17 protein-coding genes are annotated in these 23,407 nt (G+C 65.5%); 11 read left to right on the forward strand and 6 right to left on the reverse strand.

The features are described from left to right. Window positions 1-13 precede the first annotated feature (13 nt). The 11 genes from FXB40_RS20460 to FXB40_RS20510 all read left to right on the forward strand — a co-directional run bounded on the left by FXB40_RS20460 (window position 14) and on the right by FXB40_RS20510 (window position 14,768). Window positions 14-1,390, forward strand: coding sequence for a sensor histidine kinase (locus FXB40_RS20460; RefSeq protein ID WP_148773981.1), 1,377 nt, complete (start codon window positions 14-16; stop codon window positions 1,388-1,390). 148 nt (window positions 1,391-1,538) lie between these two features. After that, the gene (locus tag FXB40_RS20465) at window positions 1,539-2,942 is read left to right on the forward strand and encodes a hypothetical protein (protein ID WP_148773982.1); all 1,404 of its coding nucleotides are present in this window, start codon (window positions 1,539-1,541) and stop codon (window positions 2,940-2,942) included. 99 nt (window positions 2,943-3,041) lie between these two features. Continuing rightward, window positions 3,042-3,311, forward strand: a complete 270-nt coding sequence (locus FXB40_RS20470) for a hypothetical protein (RefSeq protein WP_148774079.1) — start codon at window positions 3,042-3,044, stop codon at window positions 3,309-3,311. A 131-nt stretch (window positions 3,312-3,442) separates the two neighbouring features. Next, entirely contained in the window at window positions 3,443-4,558 is a 1,116-nt protein-coding gene (gene ccmI / locus FXB40_RS20475; RefSeq protein ID WP_148773983.1) for a c-type cytochrome biogenesis protein CcmI, read from the forward strand. A gap of 37 nt (window positions 4,559-4,595) precedes the next feature. Beyond that, complete coding sequence (ccmE, locus tag FXB40_RS20480) at window positions 4,596-5,117, forward strand: cytochrome c maturation protein CcmE (RefSeq protein ID WP_148773984.1); 522 nt, start codon at window positions 4,596-4,598, stop codon at window positions 5,115-5,117. Then, the gene (locus FXB40_RS20485; protein ID WP_148773985.1) at window positions 5,114-7,096 is read left to right on the forward strand and encodes a heme lyase CcmF/NrfE family subunit; all 1,983 of its coding nucleotides are present in this window, start codon (window positions 5,114-5,116) and stop codon (window positions 7,094-7,096) included. Before ccmE ends, FXB40_RS20485 begins: the two co-directional genes overlap by 4 nt. Window positions 7,097-7,101: 5 nt before the next feature. Continuing rightward, window positions 7,102-7,584, forward strand: a complete 483-nt coding sequence (locus FXB40_RS20490; protein ID WP_148773986.1) for a cytochrome c-type biogenesis protein — start codon at window positions 7,102-7,104, stop codon at window positions 7,582-7,584. A gap of 226 nt (window positions 7,585-7,810) precedes the next feature. Next, window positions 7,811-9,391 (forward strand): Do family serine endopeptidase, encoded by a 1,581-nt coding sequence (locus FXB40_RS20495; RefSeq protein ID WP_148773987.1) that lies wholly within the window; start codon window positions 7,811-7,813, stop codon window positions 9,389-9,391. 283 nt (window positions 9,392-9,674) lie between these two features. Further along, window positions 9,675-10,355, forward strand: coding sequence for a response regulator transcription factor (locus FXB40_RS20500; RefSeq protein WP_148773988.1), 681 nt, complete (start codon window positions 9,675-9,677; stop codon window positions 10,353-10,355). Next, complete coding sequence (locus tag FXB40_RS20505; protein WP_148773989.1) at window positions 10,339-11,799, forward strand: sensor histidine kinase; 1,461 nt, start codon at window positions 10,339-10,341, stop codon at window positions 11,797-11,799. Before FXB40_RS20500 ends, FXB40_RS20505 begins: the two co-directional genes overlap by 17 nt. After that, on the forward strand, window positions 11,796-14,768 hold the full coding sequence (locus tag FXB40_RS20510; protein ID WP_148773990.1) for a bifunctional [glutamine synthetase] adenylyltransferase/[glutamine synthetase]-adenylyl-L-tyrosine phosphorylase: 2,973 nt from the start codon (window positions 11,796-11,798) through the stop codon (window positions 14,766-14,768). Before FXB40_RS20505 ends, FXB40_RS20510 begins: the two co-directional genes overlap by 4 nt. Here FXB40_RS20510 and FXB40_RS20515 read toward each other — a convergent pair. The 6 genes from FXB40_RS20515 to FXB40_RS20540 form a co-directional block, all read right to left on the reverse strand. Next, window positions 14,765-17,074, reverse strand: coding sequence for an FdhF/YdeP family oxidoreductase (locus FXB40_RS20515; protein ID WP_148773991.1), 2,310 nt, complete (start codon window positions 17,072-17,074; stop codon window positions 14,765-14,767). The two genes, FXB40_RS20510 and FXB40_RS20515, sit on opposite strands and share 4 nt — an antisense overlap. Before the next feature lie 146 nt (window positions 17,075-17,220). Next, on the reverse strand, window positions 17,221-17,436 hold the full coding sequence (locus FXB40_RS20520) for a formate dehydrogenase subunit delta (RefSeq protein ID WP_148773992.1): 216 nt from the start codon (window positions 17,434-17,436) through the stop codon (window positions 17,221-17,223). Beyond that, window positions 17,423-18,253, reverse strand: coding sequence for a formate dehydrogenase accessory sulfurtransferase FdhD (gene fdhD, locus FXB40_RS20525; RefSeq protein ID WP_148773993.1), 831 nt, complete (start codon window positions 18,251-18,253; stop codon window positions 17,423-17,425). Before fdhD ends, FXB40_RS20520 begins: the two co-directional genes overlap by 14 nt. A 4-nt stretch (window positions 18,254-18,257) precedes the next feature. Next, window positions 18,258-21,131 carry a formate dehydrogenase subunit alpha gene (gene fdhF, locus FXB40_RS20530; RefSeq protein WP_148773994.1) on the reverse strand — a complete coding sequence of 958 codons (2,874 nt, stop codon included), beginning with the start codon at window positions 21,129-21,131 and terminating at the stop codon, window positions 18,258-18,260. Window positions 21,132-21,141: 10 nt separating this feature from the next. Continuing rightward, a complete protein-coding gene (locus FXB40_RS20535) occupies window positions 21,142-22,698 on the reverse strand; it encodes a formate dehydrogenase beta subunit (protein ID WP_148773995.1) in 1,557 nt (518 codons plus the stop codon). Next, the gene (locus tag FXB40_RS20540) at window positions 22,695-23,183 is read right to left on the reverse strand and encodes a formate dehydrogenase subunit gamma (protein ID WP_148773996.1); all 489 of its coding nucleotides are present in this window, start codon (window positions 23,181-23,183) and stop codon (window positions 22,695-22,697) included. Before FXB40_RS20540 ends, FXB40_RS20535 begins: the two co-directional genes overlap by 4 nt. Window positions 23,184-23,407 lie beyond the last annotated feature (224 nt).

Here is a 23,407-nt window from a genome sequence, read left to right on the forward strand (position 1 = left end):
CGGGATCATTCCGATGCCCGCCAGCTCGCTTGCCAACCGACTGTTCCTGTCGGCGACCGCATGGCTCGTGGTGATCCTGGCCATCACCGGCGTGGTGCTGTCGTCGGTCTACAAGAATGCCACCGAGCGCGCCTTCGACCGCCGGCTCAACCTCTATCTCCGCACCCTGATCGCCGAGGTCGCCACCCCCGACGAGCCGCCGGACCGCCAGTTCCAGTCGCTCGGCGAGCCCCTGTTCGAGCTGCCGCTGTCCGGCTGGTACTGGCAGATCACGCGCACCGACACCGAGAAGCCGGAGGTGCGGTCCTCGCGCTCGCTCTGGGACAAGAAGCTGCCAAAGCTGGAGGATCAAGGCACCGAGCTCACCGCAGCCGGCATTCGCCTCGCTTATGTCGACGGGCCCGAAGGGCAGAATCTGCGCATGGTCGAGCGTCCCGTCGATCTCGGCGCCGACGGCAAATACCTCGTCAGCGTCGCCGGCGACGACACCGAGATTTTCGACGAGACGCGGAGTTTTGACTATTATCTCGGCGGCACCTTCACCGCACTCGGCATCGTGCTGCTGCTGACGACCGTGTTCCAGGTCCGCTTCGGTCTCGCGCCGCTCAAGCGCATCTCGGAATCCATCGCCGACATCCGCTCCGGGAGGGCGGAGCGGCTCGAGGGCGAATTCCCGGTCGAGATCGCGCCGCTCGCGCGCGAGACCAACGCGCTGATCGACGCCAATCGCGAGATCGTGGAGCGCGCGCGAACCCATGTCGGCAATCTCGCGCACGCGATCAAGACGCCGCTGTCGGTGATCGTCAACGAGGCCGGAACGCATGCCGCCGACCCGTTCGCCGCCAAAGTGATGGAGCAGGCGGACGTGATGCGCAACCAGCTCGCCCATCATCTGGAGCGCGCCCGTATCGCGGCCCGGGTTTCGATCGTCGGCACCGTGACCGAGGTTGCCCCCGCCATCGAAGCGTTGCGGCGGACCATGGAGAAGATCCACCGCGACCGCGGCATCGTCGTCGAGGCCAAGGCCGATCCGTCAGCCAAATTCCGGGGCGAGCGGCAGGATCTGGAGGAGATGGTCGGCAATCTCGTCGACAATGCCTGCAAATGGGCGGCCTCGCGCGTCTTTATCGAGGTGTTGGTCGAGGCACCGACCCAGCCCGGCGCAGGCCCCAGGCTGCGGCTCATCGTCGATGACGACGGGAGCGGGCTCTCGGAGGCCGAGCGCGCGCAGGTCTCCCGGCGCGGTCAAAGGCTCGACGAGTCCAAGCCGGGCTCCGGGCTCGGGCTGTCGATCGTGACCGACCTTGCCGCGCTCTATGGCGGCAGCCTCTCGCTCGGCAGCGCGCCGATCGGGGGCCTGCGGGCCGAGCTGGTGCTGCCCGGAATATAATCCTCTGATCCCAAACGATTATTTCGGCTTCCGGGCGAAACCGGAGGTATTCGGAGCGACTTCCTCAACGGCTTCTTAAGGCGCACCCACCTATGATCGGAGAGGACGCATCCTACGTCCGCCATTTTACCGTGCATTACCCGGGCGCATGAGCCAGACATCGATCGAGCGGCTGAGGGAATATCTCGCGCAGCTCCCGCCGCAGGCGCAGGCGCTGCTGATGCGGGAGTTCGAGCGCGCGCTCGAGCGTGGCCAGGACACGGCTGTGGCGACCCTCGTGCTCGAGCAGCTGCGCAAGATCGTGCGCAAGACCGAGGCCGACGAAGCTCCGCCGCCGCGCACCGACGATCTGTCGCGGCTGCTGTTCCAGGTGCTGGAACCGTTCCTGGTCGAGGCCGGTGCCCCGACCCGGGTCGGCCAGATCCGCCGCTCCTCGCTGTCTCCGATCTGGCAATGGCTCGGCCGCGACGGCGCCCCGGACAAGATCAACGAATTCGAGGCGGCGCTGGCACGCATGCCGGCGTCAGACAGTGCGGGGCAGGTCGAGGCGCTGGCGCTCAAGCTCCAGGCCGTGGCTGCGGACGCCATCTTCGAGCTGACGGGGCCCGGCGGCGGCGACAAGTCGCGCGCGCTCGCCCGTGTCGGTCCGCCCAGCGTGATCGAGGACCTCTATTCGATCGGCGCGGTGCTCGCCGTTCGCGAGGCCATCGGCACGCTCAATGAAAAGCTGCCGCGCTTCCTGCGCGCATTCGGCGATCCCCAGATCGCCTCGGTGACCGCAGCCCTCAATATTCCCGTGCTCCAGACCCCGCAGATGTTGCCATTTGCGCTGTCGGTGGTGGTCCAGCGCATGACCGCACCGTGGCAGATCATTCGTCTCGCCATCAAGATCGCCGCGTCCGACGACGAGATCCGCGTCGCGGCGACGCCCTACGGCGTGGCTGTCACGATGGCCCTGCACGATCTGGCCCGCGTTGCCGCCAATTTGCGCATGGACATCAAGCGCGGCCATTTCGAGACCGTCGCCGACAATCTGAAGGCGCTGCATGACGGCGTCCGCGGTCTGCGCACCGAGCTCGACCTGCGTAACGATTCCGCCTGGGGCAAGCAGCTGACCTCGATCCGGGCCGACATCTCCAACGCGCTGCAGTCCGAGATCGACAGCGTTCCCGGCCGCGTCCGCCGCATCCTGCGCCAGCGCCCCGAGAAGGACATTCCGCCGGGCGCGCGGATCGACAGCACCGAGGTCGAGGAAACCGTGGCGCTGATCGATTTCGTCGCGACCTGCCGCAACTACGCCAGTGAGCTTGCGATCAACGAGGTGACGCTGCGCACCTATTCCGACCTGCAGCAATATGTGGAACGGTCGACCGAGCAGCTGGTGCAGTCGCTGCGCGCCGCCGATCACAAGGTCCGCACCTACCGGCAGCAGCAGGTGCAGGCCGCGATCCGCTTCTGCCAGGTGCTGTTTGGCGACGATTACGCCTCGCTGATGAGCCGCGCCGCAGAGAACGCGGCGACGGGCGAGCGCAAATCGACGCGCGCCAGCTGATCCAAGCGCATCTTTTCGTGATCACAATTTGTAGTTGACGCTGCCGATTGCGAGCCCTACGGTCCCGTGCAGGCTCCTGGAATTTCTATCTGTAGGCGCATGAAACCCGTTATCAGCTCCATCGAAATTGAAAACCGTGTCATTGTTGCCAAATATCAAAGGCTGATGGTCGGCGCGAAGGTGGTGCTGGTCGAGAAGGCAAGCGGTCGGCAACTGCCCGAGACCGTGACCAGGGTTGCATCGCCCGTTCCCGTCGGGGCGTTGCGGATCAGATTGCCTGAGGCCATCGAGCCGGGAACATACTTCCTGAAGGCCTTCAACGGGCACGGCGAGGACGCCGCCCAAAGCGTGGACTTCGTGATCGGCTAAGCCGTTGGATTTTCACTATTTCGGGACTGTGTGCGCTCGCGCCAAATTGACAATTGTCAATTGCCGCATCGTCCGGCCGTGGTGTAAAGCCAGCTACAGGCGCGGCTCGCGCGCTGCCGGAAGCTTGCCTGATGACGCTATGGTTCGTGTTCGCGCTGATGACGGTCGCGGCGATCTTCGCCGTGCTCTGGCCGCTCGGCCGTGGTGCGCGTCCTGACAATCAAGGCAGCGAGGTCGCGGTCTACAAGGATCAGCTGGCCGAGATCGACCGTGATCTCGCGGCAGGCCTGATCGCGCGACCTGAAGCCGAGGCGGCGCGCGTCGAGATCAGCCGCAGGCTGCTCGCCGCCGCCGGCAGCGAGTCTGCGCTCGTGCCGACATCCAGTCTGAAATGGCGCCGCGCGGCTGCCGTGCTGGCGCTGGTCGGCCTGCCTCTGGTGGCGGCCGCGATCTATGTTCCGCTCGGCTCGCCCGCGCTTCGCGACTTCCCGCTGGCGCAGCGGGAGCGTGGCGCCGGACCCGGCATGGCGCAGTCGCTCGAGAACCTCGTGGTGCAGGTCCAGCAACATCTGGAAAAAAATCCGACCGACGGCCGCGGCTGGAACGTGCTCGCGCCGGTGCTGGAGCGGGTTGGCCGCTTCGACGAGGCCGTGCGCGCCTATCGCAACTCGATCACCTATAACGGCGAGAGCGCGGAGCGCCGCTCCGATCTCGGCGAGGCGATCACGGCCGCGGCCAGCGGCGTGGTGACGGCGGAAGCCAAGACCGAGTTCGAGCGCGCGCATGCGCTCAACGCCGACGATCCCAAGGCGAATTACTTCCTCGGGCTCGCCGCGGAGCAGGACGGCCGCAAGGATGACGCGGCCAATATCTGGCGCGCGCTGCTGGCGAAAGCACCTGCCGATGCGCCGTGGCGGCCGCTGGTGCAGACCTCGCTCGCGCGGGTCGGGGGTGGCGGCGTGACGATGCCGGCGCTGTCCGACGAGACGATCGCAGCGTCCAAGGAGATGAACGACGGCGATCGCAACGCGATGATCCGCAGCATGGTCGAACGTCTCGCCACGCGCCTCAAGCAGAACGGCGACGATGTCGAGGGTTGGCTGCGTCTGGTGCGCGCTTATCTCGTGATGGGTGATCGCGACAAGGCGCTAGGCGCCTCGACCGACGCGCGTCAGGCGGTCGCCAAGGATTCCGAGCGGTTGCGCCAGCTCAACGAAGGGCTCAAGACTCTCGGGCTCGACGGATGACAGTCGCAGCACGGGACGAGCGGAGAACGGATACGCCATGACGCGCAAGCAGCGACGTATGACCATCATCGGCGGCTCGCTCGCCGTGCTCGCGCTCGCGGCCGCGCTGGTGCTCAACGCACTGCGCGACTCCATCGTGTTCTTCTCGACCCCGACCATGGTGGCCGAAAACCACGTCCAGCCCGGCAAGCGTTTTCGCCTCGGCGGCCTGGTGCAGCCGGGCTCGCTCCAGCGCGGCGACAATCTCGCGGTGACGTTTGAAGTGGCCGACGGCGGTGCCAAGCTGCCTGTCGCCTACAAGGGCATCCTGCCCGATCTCTTTCGAGAAGGGCAGGGCGTCGTCGCCGAAGGCGCGCTCGATGCCAACGGCGTGTTCAAGGCCGACACCGTGCTGGCCAAGCACGACGAGACCTACATGCCCAAGGACGTCGCCGATGCCTTGAAGAAGCAGGGGCACTGGAAGGACGATTACGGCGCCAAAGATCCTAATATGGCTTCTGGTGGCACTAAGCCGGCGGCGACTACGGCGCAAGGCAATTCGCAGGGAGCGGTGCAGTGATCGCGGAAGCCGGACATTACGCGCTGGTGCTGGCGCTCGCGCTGGCGCTGATCCAGTCCTTCGTGCCGATGATCGGCGCGCGCCTGCGCGATCCCGCGCTGATGAACGTGGCGCGTTCCACCGCGCTGGCGCAGCTCCTGTTCGTCGGCGCGTCGTTCATCGCGCTCGTGACGTTGCACGTGAACTCGGATTTCTCCGTCGCCAATGTCTACGAGAACTCCCACTCCATGAAGCCGTTGATCTACAAGATCACCGGCGTGTGGGGAAATCATGAAGGCTCGATGCTGCTGTGGGTGTCGATCCTGGCGCTGTTCGGCGGGCTGGTCGCGGCCTTCGGCAACAACCTGCCGCTGTCGCTGCGCGCGCATGTGCTCGCAGTTCAGGCCTGGATCGCGAGCGCCTTCTATCTCTTCATCCTGATCACCTCGAATCCGTTCCTGCGCATCGTCAATCCGCCGATCGAGGGGCGCGATCTCAATCCGGTGCTGCAGGACATCGGTCTCGCCGTGCATCCGCCAATGCTCTATCTCGGCTATGTCGGCTTTTCGATCTCGTTCTCGTTCGCGATCGCGGCGCTGATCGAGGGACGGATCGATGCGGCCTGGGCGCGCTGGGTGCGGCCGTGGACGCTGGTCGCCTGGATCTTCCTCACGCTCGGCATCGCGATGGGCTCCTACTGGGCCTATTACGAGCTCGGCTGGGGCGGCTGGTGGTTCTGGGACCCGGTCGAGAACGCCTCGTTGATGCCGTGGCTCGCCGGCACGGCGCTGTTGCACTCGGCGCTGGTGATGGAGAAGCGCAACGCGCTGAAGGTCTGGACCATCCTGCTCTCGATCCTGACCTTCTCGCTGTCGCTGCTCGGCACCTTCCTGGTGCGCTCCGGCGTCATCACCTCCGTCCACGCCTTCGCCAACGATCCGACCCGCGGCGTCTTCATCCTGCTGATCCTCTGCCTGTTCATCGGCGGCAGCCTGTCGCTGTTCGCGGGACGTGCGACCTCGTTGAAGCAGGGTGGCCTGTTCGCGCCGATCTCGCGCGAGGGCGCGCTGGTGCTGAACAATCTGCTGCTGACGGTGGCCTGTGCCGTCGTGCTGTTCGGAACGCTTTATCCGCTGGCGATGGAAGTGCTCGCCGATTTCAAGATGTCTGTGGGCGCACCATTTTATAATCTCAGCTTCGCTCCGCTGTTCGTTCTGCTGCTGCTCGCCGTGCCGTTCGGGCCGATGCTGGCGTGGAAGCGGGGCGATCTGCTCGGCGTCACCCAGCGCCTTCTTGCAGCCGGCGTGGCGGCTCTTGTCGTGATCGCCCTTGTCTGGGCCTGGACGCGTGGCGGCAGCGCGCTGGCGCCATTGGCGATCGGGCTCGGAGTCTTCGTCATTGCCGGTGCGGCGACTGATCTGGCCGAACGAACCGGCCTGTTTCGCCTGCCGTTCGCGACGTCGCTGCACCGCGCCCGCGGCCTGCCGCGCTCGGCCTGGGGAACCGTGTTCGCGCATGCCGGCCTCGGCGTTGCGCTGATCGGGATCGTCTGCGAGACCACCTGGAACAGCGAATATATCGCGACCATGAAGCCGAACGACGTTGCGCAGGTCGCCGGATATGAGCTGAAGCTCGACGGCCTGCTCGAGCGCCAGGGGCCGAACTACCGCGAGATGATTGCCCAGTTCAACGTCAGTCGGGACGGCGAAGCGCTCAGCGTCATGACGCCGTCGAAACGCAGTTTTACCACACGCGGCTCCTCGACCACCGAGGCTGCGCTGCTGACCCGCGGTGCGAGCCAGCTCTACATCTCGCTCGGTGACGTCACCGGCGAGGGCGCGATCGCCGTGCGCATCTATCACAAGCCGTTGGTGCTCCTGATCTGGTGGGGGCCCGTGCTGATGGCGTTCGGCGGCGTGCTGTCGCTATCCGACCGACGCCTGCGGGTCGGTGCGCCGAAGCCGGCGCGGGCCAAGCAGCGCCTGCAACCGGCGGAGTGATTTTGATGCGCCGGATAATGTCCGCGATCGTCGCGCTTGTGCTGCTGGCCGCTCCAGCGGCCTACGCCGTGCAGCCTGACGAGATCATGTCTGATCCGGTCAAGGAGGCGCGCGCGAGAGACTTGTCGCGCGAGCTGCGCTGCATGGTCTGCCAGAACCAGTCGATCGACGATTCCGATGCGCCGCTCGCGCGCGATCTGCGGCTCCTCGTGCGCGAGCGGATCGCGGCCGGCGACAGCAACTCTCAGGTGCTCGACTTTCTGGTCGCCCGTTACGGCGAGTTCGTGCTGCTGAAGCCGCGCTTCGAACGGCAGACCATGCTGTTGTGGCTGCTCGCGCCGCTGCTGCTGGCCGGCGGCGGCTTTGCGCTGTGGCGGCAAAACCGACGCCGCGCGCAGGCCGGCGCAGAGGTTCCGCAACCGCCGCTCACGCCCGACGAACAGGCACAGCTCGCCGCGTTGATGTCCGAAGATGCGGCATCGCGCTAGCTGGATTTACGTCGGCGCGAGCGCGTGGGCGCCGTCACGGGAACTTGAATAAATTCCTGTCAAACCACGATTTTCGGTGTGCGCTAAACTGCCGCATGCCGGCACGTTCTTTATTACAAAAGTTTAACCCCGCAGCCAGCGCGCGGTAAGGCGGAAGTCCCCATGTTCAGGTCCGTAAGGTGCCGCCATCAGGCACCAAATGGATTTCAAGGCCCTGGAGACCTGCATGAACGACCGTATCGACCTCACGAACCTTCCGTCCTACCGGCAGCCCCGCCGTTCGGTGTTTTCCGCCCGCAGGATCGCGCTGATGGCCTCGGTCGTCGCCGGCCTCGGCATCGCGGTCCACGGCTTCAGCCCGTCGACGTCGCCCGCCGACCTGTTCTCCAGCCCGGCGCACGCGCAGGTCAACAACGAGGTCAAGAAGGTCGAGCGTCCGATCGGCTTCGCCGACATCGTCGAGCGGGTGAAGCCGTCGGTGATCTCGGTGAAGGTCAATCTCAAGGAAAAGACCGCGAGCAACGACGATGGCGATGATTCCGCCTCGCCGTTCCAGCCGGGCTCGCCGATGGAGCGATTCTTCCGCCGCTTCGGCGGTCCGGACGGCATTCCCGGTCTGAAGGGCGGTGGTCGTGGCCGCGTCGTGCAGGGCCAGGGCTCCGGCTTCTTCATCTCGGCGGACGGCTTTGCCGTGACCAACAACCATGTGGTCGACGGCGCCGACAAGGTCGAGGTCACCACCGACGACGGCAAGACCTACAGCGCCAAGGTGATCGGCACCGACCAGCGCACCGACCTTGCTCTGATCAAGGTCGAGGGCGGCTCGAACTTCTCGTTCGCCAAGCTTGCCGACGGCAAGCCGCGCATCGGCGACTGGGTGCTGGCGGTCGGCAATCCGTTCGGCCTCGGCGGCACCGTGACCGCGGGCATCGTCTCGGCCAGCGGCCGCGACATCGGCAACGGTCCCTATGACGATTTCATCCAGATCGACGCGCCCGTGAACAAGGGCAATTCGGGTGGTCCGGCCTTCGACACCAACGGTGAGGTGATGGGCGTCAACACCGCGATCTACTCGCCCTCCGGCGGCAGCGTCGGCATCGCGTTCTCGATTCCCGCCAGCACCGTGAAGAGCGTGGTCGCCCAGCTCAAGGACAAGGGCTCGGTCAGCCGCGGCTGGATCGGCGTGCAGATCCAGCCTGTCACCTCGGACATCGCCGACAGCCTCGGCATGAAGAAGGCCGAAGGCGCGCTGGTGGCAGAGCCGCAGGCAAACGGTCCGGCGGCGAAGGCCGGCATCGAGTCCGGCGACGTGATCACGTCGGTCAACGGCGAATCCGTCAAGGATGCCCGCGAGCTCGCCCGCACCATCGGCGGCTTGGCGCCCGGCGCGACCGTGAAGCTCAATGTGCTGCACAAGGGGCAGGACAAGGTCGTGAACCTGACGCTCGGCCAGTTGCCGAACACGGTCGAGGCCAAGGCCGACATCGATAGCGACAGCGGCAAGGGCGCGAGCAAGGGCACCGATGTGCCGAAGCTCGGCATGACGGTTGCGCCCGCCAACTCCGTGGCCGGCGCCGGCAAGGACGGCGTCGTGGTCACCGAAGTCGATCCGAAGAGCGCAGCCGCCGAGCGCGGCTTCAAGGAAGGTGACGTGATTCTCGAGGTCGGCGGCAAGAGCGTGAGCACCGCCGGCGATGTCCGCGACGCCATCAACACGGCGCGGACCGACAACAAGAACAGCGTCCTGATGCGGGTGAAGAGCGGCGGCCAGTCGCGCTTCGTCGCCGTGCCGATCGCCAAGGGCTAACAAGCCTTTAGCCTCAGGAGGCTTACGAGATGAAGGGTGTCGCCGGCATCAGTCGCCCCCGCCGCCGGCACTCTTCCGGGGAGCAGCGTCACGTTTGCTCCCCACACCTACCTTCCGGTGGAATTACGCCCCCCTCCGTCGGAAGGCCTAGGGCGGTGAGGTCCCCCCAGCTTCACCGCCCGCCTTTTTGCCTACCCAAGTCCCGATCGCTTGGCTTGCATGCGATTGCCGCTCGCGTCATGTTCAGAGAAGGTTGACCTCCTTGACCGCCGCCGAACGCACAATGCGCCTCCTCATCATCGAAGACGACCGCGAATCCGCCGACTATCTCGTGAAGGCGTTTCGCGAGGTCGGACACATTGCCGACCACGCCGGTGACGGCGAGGAGGGCCTCGTCATGGCCGAGAACGGCGATTACGACGTGCTGGTGGTCGACCGCATGCTGCCCAAGCGCGACGGGCTGTCGCTGATCGGCTTGCTGCGCGACAAGGGCGATACGACGCCGGTGCTGATTCTCTCCGCGCTCGGGCAGGTCGACGATCGCATCAAGGGCCTGCGCGCCGGCGGTGACGACTATCTGCCAAAACCCTATTCCTTCGCCGAGCTGCTCGCCCGCGTCGAGGTGCTGTCGCGCCGCCGCGGCGGCCCGGCCGAGGATACGCTCTACCGTGTCGGCGACCTCGAGCTCGACCGGCTCTCTCACCGCGTCGCCCGCGGCAAGGACGAGCTGACGCTGCAGCCGCGCGAATTCCGCCTGCTCGAATATCTGATGAAGCATGCCGGCCAGGTGGTGACGCGCACCATGCTGCTGGAAAACGTCTGGGACTATCATTTCGATCCACAGACCAACGTGATCGACGTGCACATTTCGCGGCTGCGCTCCAAGATCGACAAGGGTTTCGAGCGGCCGCTGCTGCACACGATCCGCGGCGCCGGGTACATGATCCGTGACGGCATTCGGTAAACTCGTCCGCACCACGGCATTCCGGCTGACGCTGGTCTACCTGTTCCTGTTTGCGATTTTCGCGGCCTCGCTGCTCGGCTATTTCGCCTGGAACACGCGGCGGCTGATCACCGAAGAGATCACGCAGACGGTGAATGCCGAGACCTCGGAGATCAACGACATCTACGGGCGCCGCGGCCTGTTCGGCCTGGTGCGCGCGATCGAATATCGCGCGCTGCGGCCGGGCGCCAATCTCTACCTCGTGACCACGCCGACCGGGCAGGCGGTTGCCGGCAATGTCGGCTCGCTGGCACCGGGCGTGATGGCGACGCGCGGCTGGTCCGAGACGGCCTACAGGCGAATCGAGGACGCGAACGAACACGATCATCGCGCGCTGGTGCGTGTGACCGAGTTGGAGAACGGCTTCCGTCTCCTGATCGGCCGCGATCTCGACGAGCGACGGCGCTTGTTCGGTATCGTCGCCAAGGCGGCGCAATGGTCGGTGCTGATCGTCGTGGTGCTTGGCCTCGGCGGCGGCATTTTCGTCGCGCGCAGGGTGCTGACGCGCATCGACGCGATGTCCGGCACGGCGCATCGCATCATGATCGGCGATCTCAGCGAGCGCCTGCCCGTCGGGCGCAGCGGCGACGAGCTCGACCGCCTCGCCGAAAACCTCAACGCCATGCTGGAGCGGATCGAGGCGCTGATGGCGGGGCTGAAGGAAGTCTCCGACAACATCGCCCACGACCTCAAGACGCCGCTGACGCGATTGCGCAATCGCGCCGAGGAAGCGCTGGCGAAATCGGGCGGCGAGGCCGACTACCGCGCGGCGCTGGAGCGGACCATCGAGGAATCCGACGGGCTGATCCGCACCTTCAACGCGCTGCTGATGATCGCGCGCGCGGAGTCCGGCCAGGCACGCGGCAACATGGATGATTTCGACGCGGCCGATGTCGCGGGCGGCATTCACGAGCTCTACGAGCCGCTGGCCGAGGATGACGGCATGACCTTGAGGGTGAAGACGCAAGCCGCGCCCATTCACGGCAATCGTGAATTGATCAGCCAGGCGCTCGCCAATCTCGTCGAGAACGCGATCAAATACGGCAAGCCGGCGGCGCAGTCGGCGGGAACCGTGGTCAGCATGGACGCCCGTCAGATCACGATCGAGGCGAAGCGCGAGGGAGACCAGGTGCTGCTCAGCGTCACCGATCGCGGCCCCGGAATCCCCGAGGCCGATCGCAAGCACGTCGTCGAGCGATTCGTCCGGCTGGAGGCGAGCCGCACCATGCCGGGCTCCGGCCTCGGCCTCAGCCTTGCATCCGCTGTCGCCACATTGCATGGCGGTGAATTGCGGCTGGGCGACGCTCAGCCTGGCCTCGTCGTCACGCTGATGCTGCCGGCGCGCGCGGGGGCCGGCGACAGGGTTGCTCCGCCAATGCCGGATGTGCCACAGAAGGTGGCATGAACCACTCCGCGCCGGGAAACGCGGACAAGCATGGTGAGAGCCTGGCCGCGCGCTTCGCGGAGGCTCCCCATATTGCCGCTTCCACAATCGACGAACCACGTTTTGAAAGCTGGCTGGCCGAGCTTGAGCCGGCACACTCGGCTCGTGTTGAAGCGTTGCTGGTCCATCCCTTTGCCCGGGACATTCTCGCCGGGATCGCGGAATTCTCGCCTTATCTGTTCGATCTGGTGCGTGCCGATCCGCTGCGCCTGATCCGGCTGCTCGAATGCGAGCCGGATGCACATCTCGCTGCGCTGATCGCAGAGGCGAGGAGCGCGGTGCTCGCCGCCCCCGACGAAGCCGAGGTGATGCGGCTGCTTCGTCGCATGAAGGCGGAGGCGGCGCTCCTGATCGCGCTGTGCGACACCGGCGGAGTCTGGCCGGTGATGCGGGTGACAGCCGCGCTGACCGACATTGCGGTGTCGTCGGTGCAGGCGGCGCTGCAGTACTTGCTGCGACAGGAAGCCGCACGCGGCAAGCTCGTGCCGCCAGATCCGGAAGCGCCGGAGGTCGGCTGCGGCCTGATCGTGCTCGCGATGGGCAAGATGGGCGCGGGCGAGCTGAACTATTCCAGCGACATCGATCTCATCGTGTTCTTCGATCCCGATGCCACGACGCTTGCGCCCGACATCGAGCCGCAGCCGTTCTTCGTCCGGGTGACGCAGGGCATGGCGCGCATCCTCCAGCAGCGCACCTATGACGGCTATGTTTTCCGCGTCGATCTGCGGCTGCGTCCTGACCCGTCCTCGACGCAAGTGGCGATCTCGCGCGACGCCGCGCTGAACTACTACGAGCGGGAAGGGCGCACCTGGGAGCGCGCCGCGATGATCAAGGCGCGTGCCTGCGCCGGCGACGCCAGAGCAGGTGAGGCGATGCTGGCCGAGATCGCGCCGTTCGTCTGGCGCAAGCATCTCGACTTCGCCGCACTTGCCGACGTGCACGACATGAAGCGGCAGATGCAGACTTATCGCGGCCAGAGCGAGGTCTCGGTCGAGGGCCACAACGTCAAGGTCGGCCGTGGCGGCATCCGCGAGATCGAATTCTTCGCCCAGACGCAGCAGCTGATCGCCGGCGGCCGGCATCCGGAATTGCGGGTGCGGCCGACGCTTGCCGCGCTCAACATCCTCGCGTCCAGCAACTGGATCACCCCTGTGGCGCGCGACGAGCTGACTACGGCCTATGAATTCCTGCGCCGGGTCGAGCACCGTCTCCAGATGATCGCCGACGAGCAGACCCATGCGCTGCCGGAGGACAAGGAGGCGGTCGAACGCTTCGCCTGGTTCTTCGGCTATGACAGCCGCGAGACTTTTGCGCGCGACCTGCTGAGCCAGCTCGGGATCGTCCAGGGGCATTACGAAAAGCTGTTCGAGGGCGATGATCCGACCGGCACGGCAAGCCTGCCCGCGATCGACTATCGCGCCGGTCCCGACGATCCGCGCCTGCTTCAGTACCTGACGACGCTCGGCTTCAAGAAGCCCGCCGCCGTGGCGCAGACCGTCCGCGACTGGCTCACCGGCGACTACCGCGTCTTCCGCAACGAGCAGACGCGAAACGCCTTCGTCGAGTTCGTCCCGGCCCTGATCGACGGCCTCGCGCATGCCGAGGGGCCGGACCGTGCCGTCGTGGCGTTCGATCAATTCCTTCAGGCGCTCCAGCGCGGCGGCCGGCTGATCACGCTGCTCGGCCAGAACCGCGATCTCGTTGCGCTCGTCGCGCTGGTGCTGGGCGCGGCGCCCCGGCTTGGCGAGATGCTGGTGCGGCAGCCGCAGCTGATGGACGGCCTGATCGATCCGCGCTTCTTCGGCGCCATGCCGGACAAGCGGGAATTGTCTGCGCGGCTTGCGACCACGGTGCACGATGCAGGCTCCTACGAGGAGTTCTTGGACCGCCTGCGCCTGTTCGGGCAGGAAAGCCTGTTCCTGATCGGCACGCGCATCCTCTCCGGCACCGTCTCGGCGCAGCAGGCGAGCACCGCCTTCGCCGACGTCGCCGAGGGCATCGTCCACACCGTGCACCGCCTTGTCGCGGAGCGCTTCGCCGACCAGCATGGGCGGATCAACGGGCAGGAGACCGCCATCATCGCGATGGGCCGGCTCGGCAGCCGCGAGATGACGGCGTCCTCGGATCTCGATCTGATCCTGCTCTATGATTTCGACAGCGACAATCCGGACTCCGACGGCCAGAAATCACTCCAGGGCGCGCATTACTTTGCGCGCCTCACCCAGCGCCTGATCAGCGCCTTCACCACCCGCACCAATTACGGCGTGCTCTACGAGATCGACATGCGGCTGCGTCCCTCGGGACGCGCGGGTCCGGTGGCATCGAGCCTCGTCTCCTTTGCGGACTATCAGGCCAACGAGGCCTGGACCTGGGAGCACATGGCGTTGACGCGCGCGCGCGTGGTCTCGGCATCGCCCGAATTTACCGTGCGGATCGAGAGTATCATCCGCGAGGTCCTGACCCGTCGCCGCGATCCCGCGGTCACCGCCAACGACGTCGCCGACATGCGCCGGGCGATCGCGCAGGAGAAGGGCGAGACCGACTATTGGGACCTGAAATATGCCTCCGGCGGCATGGTCGATATCGACTTCATCGCGCAATATCTCCAGCTCGTCCATGCCCATGCCAAGCCGGATATTCTCGACGTAAGCACGGTGCAGGTGCTGGAGAATGCCGCGAGGCTCGGCGTGCTGCCGCACTCGGAGGCGGAGATCCTGCGCGCCGCGGCGCGGCTCTATCACGATCTGACGCAGATCCTGCGGCTCTGCGTCAGCGACCGCTTCAAGCCGGAAACGGCGGGCACCGATCTTCAGCGCGTGATGGCGCGCGCTGGCGATGCGCCGGATTTCTCGTCGCTGGAGGCGCGGGTGAAGGAGACGCAAGGCGAGGTGCGGCGCGTGTTCAAGGCGCTGGTCGACAATCGCGGCTAGTTCGGCTTTGACGTCGCGTCGGCAGCCGGCTTGATCTGCACCGGTATGGATTTGTACGACGGCGTTCCAGACTTCGCGTCGTAGTGATCGAGCGCGACCAGCACATTGGCCTCTGGGTAGTAGGCCGCAACCGACCCTTCAGCGATCTTGTAGGCGACAGCCGTCACGCCGCGCAGGATGCGCTCACTCAGGCCTTGCTCGGCCGGATCATCAACGCTGACGTCGACGATGTCGCCATGGCTTAATCCGCGTTTTGCAAGATCCTGCGCGTTGACGAAGACCACGTCGCGGCGCCCCTTGATGCCCCGATAGCGGTCGTTCAGCCCATACAGCGTCGTGTTGTACTGATCGTGGCTGCGGATCGTGGTCAGCGTCAGTGCATTTTCGTTCGGCGGATCTTCTTCGAGGCCGGGATAGATCAGGAAATTGGCCTTCTTGGTCGGTGTCAGCCATTCGCGTTCGGAGGCGGCGTTGCGAGGACGGAAGCCGCCGGGATGCAGGACGCGCGCGTTGAAATCCTTGAACGCGGGAAAAATGGCTTCGATCGCATCCCGTATCTTGTTGTAGTCGGCAATCATCTCCGACCATCGCACTTTGGTATTGGGCAATGTCGCCATCGCCATTTCGGCGATGATGGCCGGTTCGGATTTCAGGTGTTCGGATGCGGGCTTCAGGCCGCCGCGCGATGCATGCACCATCGACATCGAGTCTTCAACGGTGACGGCTTGCGGGCCAGTGGCTTGCATGTCGATTTCGGTGCGTCCCAGACATGGCAGGATGAACGATTGCCTGGCCAGCAGCAGGTGTGAGCGATTGAGTTTGGTTGCGATATGGACAGCAAGATCGAGGCCGCGCATCGCCTCGAAGGTGGCTTGCGGGTCCGACATGGCGACGGCGAGATTGCCGCCGAGGCAGATCAGCGCCTTCGAACGGCCGTCCCGGATGGCTTCGACCGCCTCGACCGCGTTATGTCCTTTCGCGCGTGGTGGCTCGAAACCGAAGACGCGGGAAATGCCGTCGAGCAGAGCGTCATTTGGGATTTCGGTGATGCCGACGGTCCGGTCGCCCTGCACATTGGAATGGCCGCGCAACGGCGAGATGCCGGCGCCCTCGCGTCCGATATTGCCGCGGAGCATCAGCAGATTGGCGATCTGCTGCACATTGCCGGTGCCGTGCCGGTGCTGGGTAATGCCCATGCCATAGTTGATGATGACACGATTGGCCTTGGCATAGACGTTTCCGATGGCCTCGATGTCAAACCGCGGGAGACCGGACGCCGCCTCGATCGCATCCCAGGACGTCGCCTCGATATCTGCCAGCAAGGCCTCGATGCCTGTGGTGTGGGCCGCGATGAACTCGCGGTCGAGCAGGCCGGGGCCACCTTTCGCAAGGCTGCTTGCATCGAGGGCAAGCAGGGTCTTCATCATGCCCTTGAGCACCGCGATGTCGCCGCCGACCTTCACCAGATAGTAGGAGGACGCGATCGGTGTGGAGTCGAGCGTCAACATCTCCACCGGACTCTGCGGCGATGTAAAGCGCTCCAGGCCGCGTTCGCGAAGCGGATTGATCGCGATGATCGGCACGCCGCGCTTGGACGCCTCGCGAAGCGTGGTCAGCATGCGCGGATGGTTGGTGCCGGGATTGTGGCCGATGCAGAAGATGCAGTCGCTGTGGTCGAAGTCCTCCAGCGTCACCGTGCCCTTGCCAACCCCGATCGATTCCGGAAGGCCGACGCTGGTGGCCTCGTGGCACATGTTCGAACAGTCGGGAAAGTTGTTGGTGCCGTATTCGCGGACGAACAATTGATACAGGAAAGCGGCCTCGTTCGAGGCCCGTCCCGAGGTGTAGAACTCAGCCATGTTCGGATCAGGAAGCGCGCGCAGCGCCGCGCCGATCTGGCTCATGGCATCCTGCCACGAGATCGGCAGATAACGGTCCGTGGCGCGATCGTACACCATAGGGTGGGTGAGGCGGCCTTCGTTTTCGAGATCGTAATCCTGCCAGGTCCAGAGTTCGCTGACGGTGTGGCTGGCGAAGAACTCGGGCGTGGTCCGTTTGGCCGTCGCCTCCCAGGTCACGGCTTTGGCGCCATTTTCGCAGAACTCGAACGACGAGGTGTGCTTCGGGTCCGGCCAGGCGCAACCGGGACAGTCGAAGCCGTGGGGCTGGTTCATGGTGAGGAGACCATGGGTCTCCTTAGCCGGCGACATCTGCCCGCGAACCGCGTCGGCGACTGCTTTCAGCGCGCCCCAGCCTGCGGCCGCGCCCTGGTAGTCCTCAATGCCTTCGAGTTTCTTCCGGGTCATCTGCCGCCTCATTGTCTGGAGTGACAGGATAATGCCAGCGTACGCCTATGAGCCACGCAATAAATTGCGAGCCGACACTTGGCCGCGCCCGGTATCGGCGAGATAATCGTGCGATTTCGATAGAGTGCGCGGCCCGGCGCCCGCGCTCAGGGCTGCTTGAGCGAGGTGAGGGCTTCGAGCACGTTCGGCTCGAGGCCTGCGCCGCCGGCATCGAGGTGCGCGAAGATGGCGCGCTTCATCCGGGGATCCCAGAACTTCTTGATGTGGTCGGCGATCCCCGGCACGGCCTTGTCGTGGCCCTGGCTGCGGAAGAACGTGCCGATCTGGTTGGCCATGTAGACGAGGCGGTCAGGCGACGACATTGACGATCTCCGGAGCACGATGAGCCGTGATGCGGCCCGGGTGCGTGAACACTTCAAACCCGTCGCTGCGGGCAATCGCAATCAGCGTGATGCCGGCGGCCTCCGCGGTGCGGACCGCGAGCGCGGTGGGGGCGGAGACCGCGACCATCACCGGCGCGCCAATGGCGGCCGTCTTCTGCACCATCTCGACCGACACGCGGCTCGTCAGCAGAACCATGCCGCAGCTTGCGTCCGTCCGGCTGCGCGCCAGCGAGCCCGCGAGCTTGTCCAGCGCGTTGTGGCGGCCGACGTCCTCGCGCAAGGCGCCAATGCCATTCGAAGGCGACCAGAACGCCGCTGCGTGGACCGCGCGGGTCTGGATGTTGATCGCCTGCAGGGGCGCGATGGTCTGCATCGCCGCCATGATCTGCTCGGGCGTGAAGGTCTGGCCCGGCGGCACGATGGCCGCAGGCCGTATGGCTTCGGCGATGGAGTCGATGCCGCAGATGCCGCAGCCGGTGGGCCCGGCAATGTGGCGGCGCCGCTCGCTGATGCGCGCGGCGTTGTCCTGCTCGAGCCACATGCGCAGCTCGATGCCGTCGTCGAGGCGGACCACATCGAGCGACTTGATGTCGTCGACCGATGTGATGATGCCTTCGTCCAGGCTGAAGCCGACGGCAAAATCCTCGAGGTTCTGCGGAGTCCCCATCATGACGGCATAGGTGCCGCCATTATAGGTCAGCGCCAGCGGTGTCTCCTCGGGGATCAGCCGCGTCCCTTCTGACGCAACGCCGTCGCGCCAGATATCGCGGTCGATGGCCTGGACAGGCACGTGCATCCTGTTACTCCGCAGCCTCGGCGGGCGCGATGCGGCGGGAGTGCCGCGCCTGCTCGTCGTAGCTCTTCTGCCAGTCGGACGGGCCGTTCGATGGCGAGATCTGCACGGCCGTCACCTTGTATTCGGGGCAGTTGGTCGCCCAGTCCGAATAGTCGGTCGTGATCACGTTAGCCTGAGTGTCGGGATGATGGAAGGTGGTGTAGACCACGCCCGGCGACACGCGGTCGGTGATCTCCGCGCGCAGCGTGGTCTCGCCGGCGCGGCTCTGCAGCCGCACCCAGTCGCCGCCGCGCACGCCGCGCAGTTCGGCGTCGTGCGGGTGGATCTCCAGCCGGTCCTCGGCATGCCAGACCACGTTCTCGGTGCGCCGTGTCTGCGCGCCGACATTGTACTGGCTGAGGATGCGGCCCGTGGTGAGCAGCAACGGGAAGCGGGGACCGGTTCGCTCGTCAGTTGCGACATATTCAGTGACGATGAACTTGCCCTTGCCGCGGACGAAGCCGCCGATATGCATCACCGGCGTGCCTTCCGGCGCCTTCTCGTTGCAGGGCCACTGCACCGAGCCGAGCTCGTCGAGCTTGGCGTAGGAGACGCCGGCGAAGGTCGGCGTCAGCGCCGCGATCTCGTCCATGATCTCGGACGGATGGCTGTAGTTCATCTCCAGACCCATCGCCTTGGCCAGCGCGATCGTGACCTCCCAGTCGGCCATGCCGTTCTTCGGCGACATCACCTTGCGAACGCGCTGGATGCGGCGTTCGGCATTGGTGAAGGTGCCGTCCTTCTCGAGGAAGCTCGAGCCGGGGAGGAACACATGGGCGTAGTTCGCGGTCTCGTTGAGGAAGAGGTCGTGGACGATGACGCATTCCATCGCCGACAGCGCCGCCACCACATGCTTGGTGTTGGGATCGGACTGCAGGATGTCTTCGCCCTGCACGTAGATGCCCATGAACGTGCCTTCGATGGCGGCGTCGAACATGTTGGGAATGCGCAGGCCTGGCTCCGGGTTGAGCTTGACGTTCCAGAGCGCCTCGAACTGGTCGCGCACGGCATCGCCGGAGATGTGACGGTAGCCGGGCAGTTCGTGCGGGAACGAGCCCATGTCGCAGGAGCCCTGCACGTTGTTCTGGCCGCGCAGCGGGTTCACGCCGACGCCGGGACGGCCGATATTGCCGGTCGCCATCGCCAAATTGGCGATCGCGATCACCGTGGTCGAACCCTGGCTGTGCTCGGTGACGCCGAGCCCGTAATAGATCGCGCCATTGCCGCCGGTGGCGTAGATGCGGGCCGCTTCGCGCAAATCATTCGGATCGACGCCAGTGAGGATCGCAGTCGCTTCCGGGCTATGCTTGGGCTGGGCGACAAAGGCGGCCCATTCCTCGAACTCGCTCCAGTCGCAGCGCTCGCGCACGAAGGTCTCGTTGACGAGACCTTCGGTGACGATGACATGCGCCAGCGCCGTCACGACAGCGACGTTGGTGCCGGGCATCAGGGGCAGATGCAGCGCCTTCACATGCGGCGAGTCCACCATTTCGGTGCGGCGCGGATCGAGCACGATCAGCTTCGCGCCCTGGCGCAGCCGCTTCTTCAGGCGGGAGGCGAAGACGGGGTGAGCCGAGGCCGGATTGGCGCCGATGATCATGGCGACGTCGGTATTCTCGACCGAGTCGAAATCCTGCGTGCCGGCCGACGTGCCGAAGGTCTGCGACAGGCCATAGCCGGTCGGCGAGTGGCAGACGCGGGCGCAGGTGTCGACATTGTTGTTGCCGAAGCCCGCACGGATCAGCTTCTGCACCAGATAGGTTTCTTCGTTGGTGCAGCGGGACGAGGTGATGCCGCCGATGGCGTCGCGGCCGTATTTCTTCTGGATGCCGCGCATCTTCGCTGCGGCAAACGAGAACGCCTCGTCCCAGGACACTTCGCGCCACGGATCCTCGATCCGCTCGCGGATCATCGGATTGAGGATGCGCTCCTTGTGATTGGTATAGCCCCAGGCGAAGCGGCCCTTGACGCAGGAATGGCCGCGATTGGCCTTGCCGTCCTTGTAGGGCACCATGCGGACGACTTCCTCGCCGCGCATCTCGGCCTTGAAGGTGCAGCCGACGCCGCAATAGGCGCAGGTGGTGACGACGGAGTGCTCGGGCTGGCCGATCTCGATGACGGACTTTTCGGTCAGCGTCGCGGTCGGGCAGGCCTGCACGCAGGCGCCGCAGGAGACGCATTCGGAGCCGAGAAAACTCTCGCTCATTCCGGGCGAGACGCGGCTGTCGAAGCCACGGCCGGAGATCGTCAGCGCGAAAGTGCCTTGCACTTCCTCGCAGGCGCGGACGCAGCGCGAGCAGACGATGCACTTGGAGGGATCATAGGTGAAGTAGGGATTGGACTCGTCCTTCGGCATCCAGGCGGCGTTGATCTCGCCATGGGATTTGGCAAAGACGTGATTTTCGCCCTCATAGCCGTAGCGCACGTCGCGCAAGCCGACGGCGCCGGCCATGTCCTGCAATTCGCAATCGCCATTGGCGCCGCAGGTGAGGCAGTCGAGCGGATGGTCGGAGATGTAGAGCTCCATCACGCCCTTGCGCAACTTCTTCAGCCGCTCGCTCTGGGTGTGCACGACGAGGCCGTTCATGACCGGCGTGGTGCAGGAGGCCGGCGTGCCGGTGCGGCCCTCGATCTCGACGACGCAGAGCCGACAGGAGCCGAAGGCGTCGACCATGTCGGTCGCGCACAGTTTTGGGATCTGGTGGCCGGCATCCATCGCGGCGCGCATGATCGAGGTGCCCTCGGGCACCGTGACCTCTTTGCCGTCGATGGTCAGCGTGACCATCGTTTCCGATTTTGAGCGCGGCGTGCCGTAGTCGATTTCTTCGATCAGAGACATTTTCGTTCTCCTATTCCGCGGCCTGAAGCGTGGTCGGGGCGGGGGCGAAATCTTCCCGGAAATGCTTCAATGCGCTGAGCACGGGGTAGGGCGTGAAGCCGCCGAGTGCGCAGAGCGAGCCGAATTTCATGGTGTTGCAGAGGTCTTCGACGAGCGCGAGGTTTTCGCTGACGCGTTCGCCGCGGATGATCTTCTCGATGGTCTCGACGCCGCGGGTCGAGCCGATGCGGCAGGGCGTGCACTTGCCGCAGGATTCCACGGCGCAGAATTCCATGGCAAAGCGCGCCTGCTTGCGCATGTCGACGCTGTCGTCGAACACGACGATGCCGCCATGGCCGATCAGGCCGTCGCGTGCGGCGAAGGCTTCGTAGTCGAACGGGGTGTCGAACAGCGCGCGGGGGAAGTAGGCGCCGAGCGGACCGCCGACCTGCACGGCGCGGACCGGCCGGCCGGTGAAGGTGCCGCCACCGATGTCGTCGACGAGCTCGCCGAGCGTCACGCCGAACGCCGTTTCGAACAGCCCGCCCTGGCGGATGTTGCCGGCAAGCTGGATCGGCATGGTGCCGCGCGAGCGCCCCATGCCGAAATCGGCGTAAGCCTTGGCGCCCTCGGCGAGGATGAAGGGGATGGCTGCAAACGACAGCACGTTGTTGATGACGGTCGGCTTGCCGAACAGGCCGTGATGCGCCGGCAGCGGCGGCTTTGCGCGCACCAGGCCACGGCGGCCCTCGAGGCTTTCGAGCAGCGACGTCTCTTCGCCGCAGACATAGGCGCCGGCGCCGACGCGCACTTCCATATCGAAGCTATGGGTCGAGCCGCCGATCTTGTCGCCGAGATAGCCGCCGCGCCGTGCTGCGACGATCGCAGCTTTCATCGCCGCGACCGCATGCGGATATTCACTGCGGATGTAGATGTAGCCCTTGGTGGCGCCGACGGTGATGCCGGCCGTCGTCATGCCTTCGATGACGAGGAAGGGATCGCCTTCCATGATCATGCGGTCGGCGAAGGTGCCGCTGTCGCCCTCGTCGGCGTTGCAGACGATGAACTTGCGGTCAGCCTTGGCTTGCGCCACCGTCTTCCACTTGATGCCGGTCGGAAAGCCGGCGCCGCCACGGCCGCGCAGGCCGGATGCGGTGACTTCAGTGAGGATCGCATCCGAGCCGAGCGAGAGCGCACGTTCCAGGCCCTTGTAGCCGCCATGGGCGCGATAATCCTCGAGCGAACGCGGATCGATCACGCCGCAGCGGGCGAAGGTGAGGCGGGTCTGGCGCTTCAGCCAGGGGATCTCGTCCGCGACGCCGAGCCGCAGGGCGTGCGGTCCGTTGCTGGCCATGGACTCGAACACGGAGGCGACATCCTCGGAGCTGACCGGGCCGTAAGCGACGCGCCCCTTCAAGGTCGCCACCTCGACCATCGGCTCCAGCCAATGCAATCCGCGCGAGCCGGTCCTGACGATTTCGATCGGCAGGCTACGCTTCGCTGCGATCTGCGCGAAGGCTGCGACAACCTCATCGGCGCCGACGGCGACAGCGGTTGCATCGCGCGGAACGAAAATTTTCATCTTCATCGCTGCGCCTCCGCGACCAGCGCATCGATGCGCTTCTCGTCGAGCCGGCCGATGAGGCGGCCGTCGAGCATCGCCGACGGTGCGGTCGAGCACAGCCCGAGGCAGTAGATCGGCTCCAGCGTGACGCGATCATCCGCAGTGGTGTTGCCGAGCGAAACGCCAAGCTTGGCTTCGGCGCGCGCAGCCAACGCGTCGCCACCCGCGGCCTGGCAGGCCTCGGCGCGGCACAGCTTCAGCACATGGCGGCCGGCCGGCTTGTGGCGGAAGTCATGGTAGAAGGTGAACACGCCATGGACTTCGGCGCGCGACAGATTCAGCGTCTGCGCCACCATCGGAATCGCGGCCTCCGGCACATAGCCGAACGCTTCCTGGAGCGCGTGCAGAATCACCAGCGTCGCACCTTCCTGCCTGGCATGTTCGGCGATGATCTCGGCGCCGCGCGTCTCGTCCCAAGGCTCGTAAGAAGGCTCGTAAACCGTTGTCATTCTTCGTTCTCAAATTGAGCGTCCCTGCGCTGCAAACTATTTGGAATCGTTCGAAGATCAATAAAGCTGTCTCATGCTGCGATTGCGAATTCAGATCGATTTGGAAGTCCAATCGGTCGATACGAAGTGCTAATGAAACTTGTATCCACTGCCGGTTTTTGCGTGTTGGTGCAGGCCCGGCGTGATAGCTTGTATGCCACGACAAAATCCGAGGGGACGACCGG

The organism is Bradyrhizobium rifense (genome assembly GCF_008123425.1).
Taxonomy (GTDB): Bacteria; Pseudomonadota; Alphaproteobacteria; order Rhizobiales; family Xanthobacteraceae; genus Bradyrhizobium; species Bradyrhizobium rifense.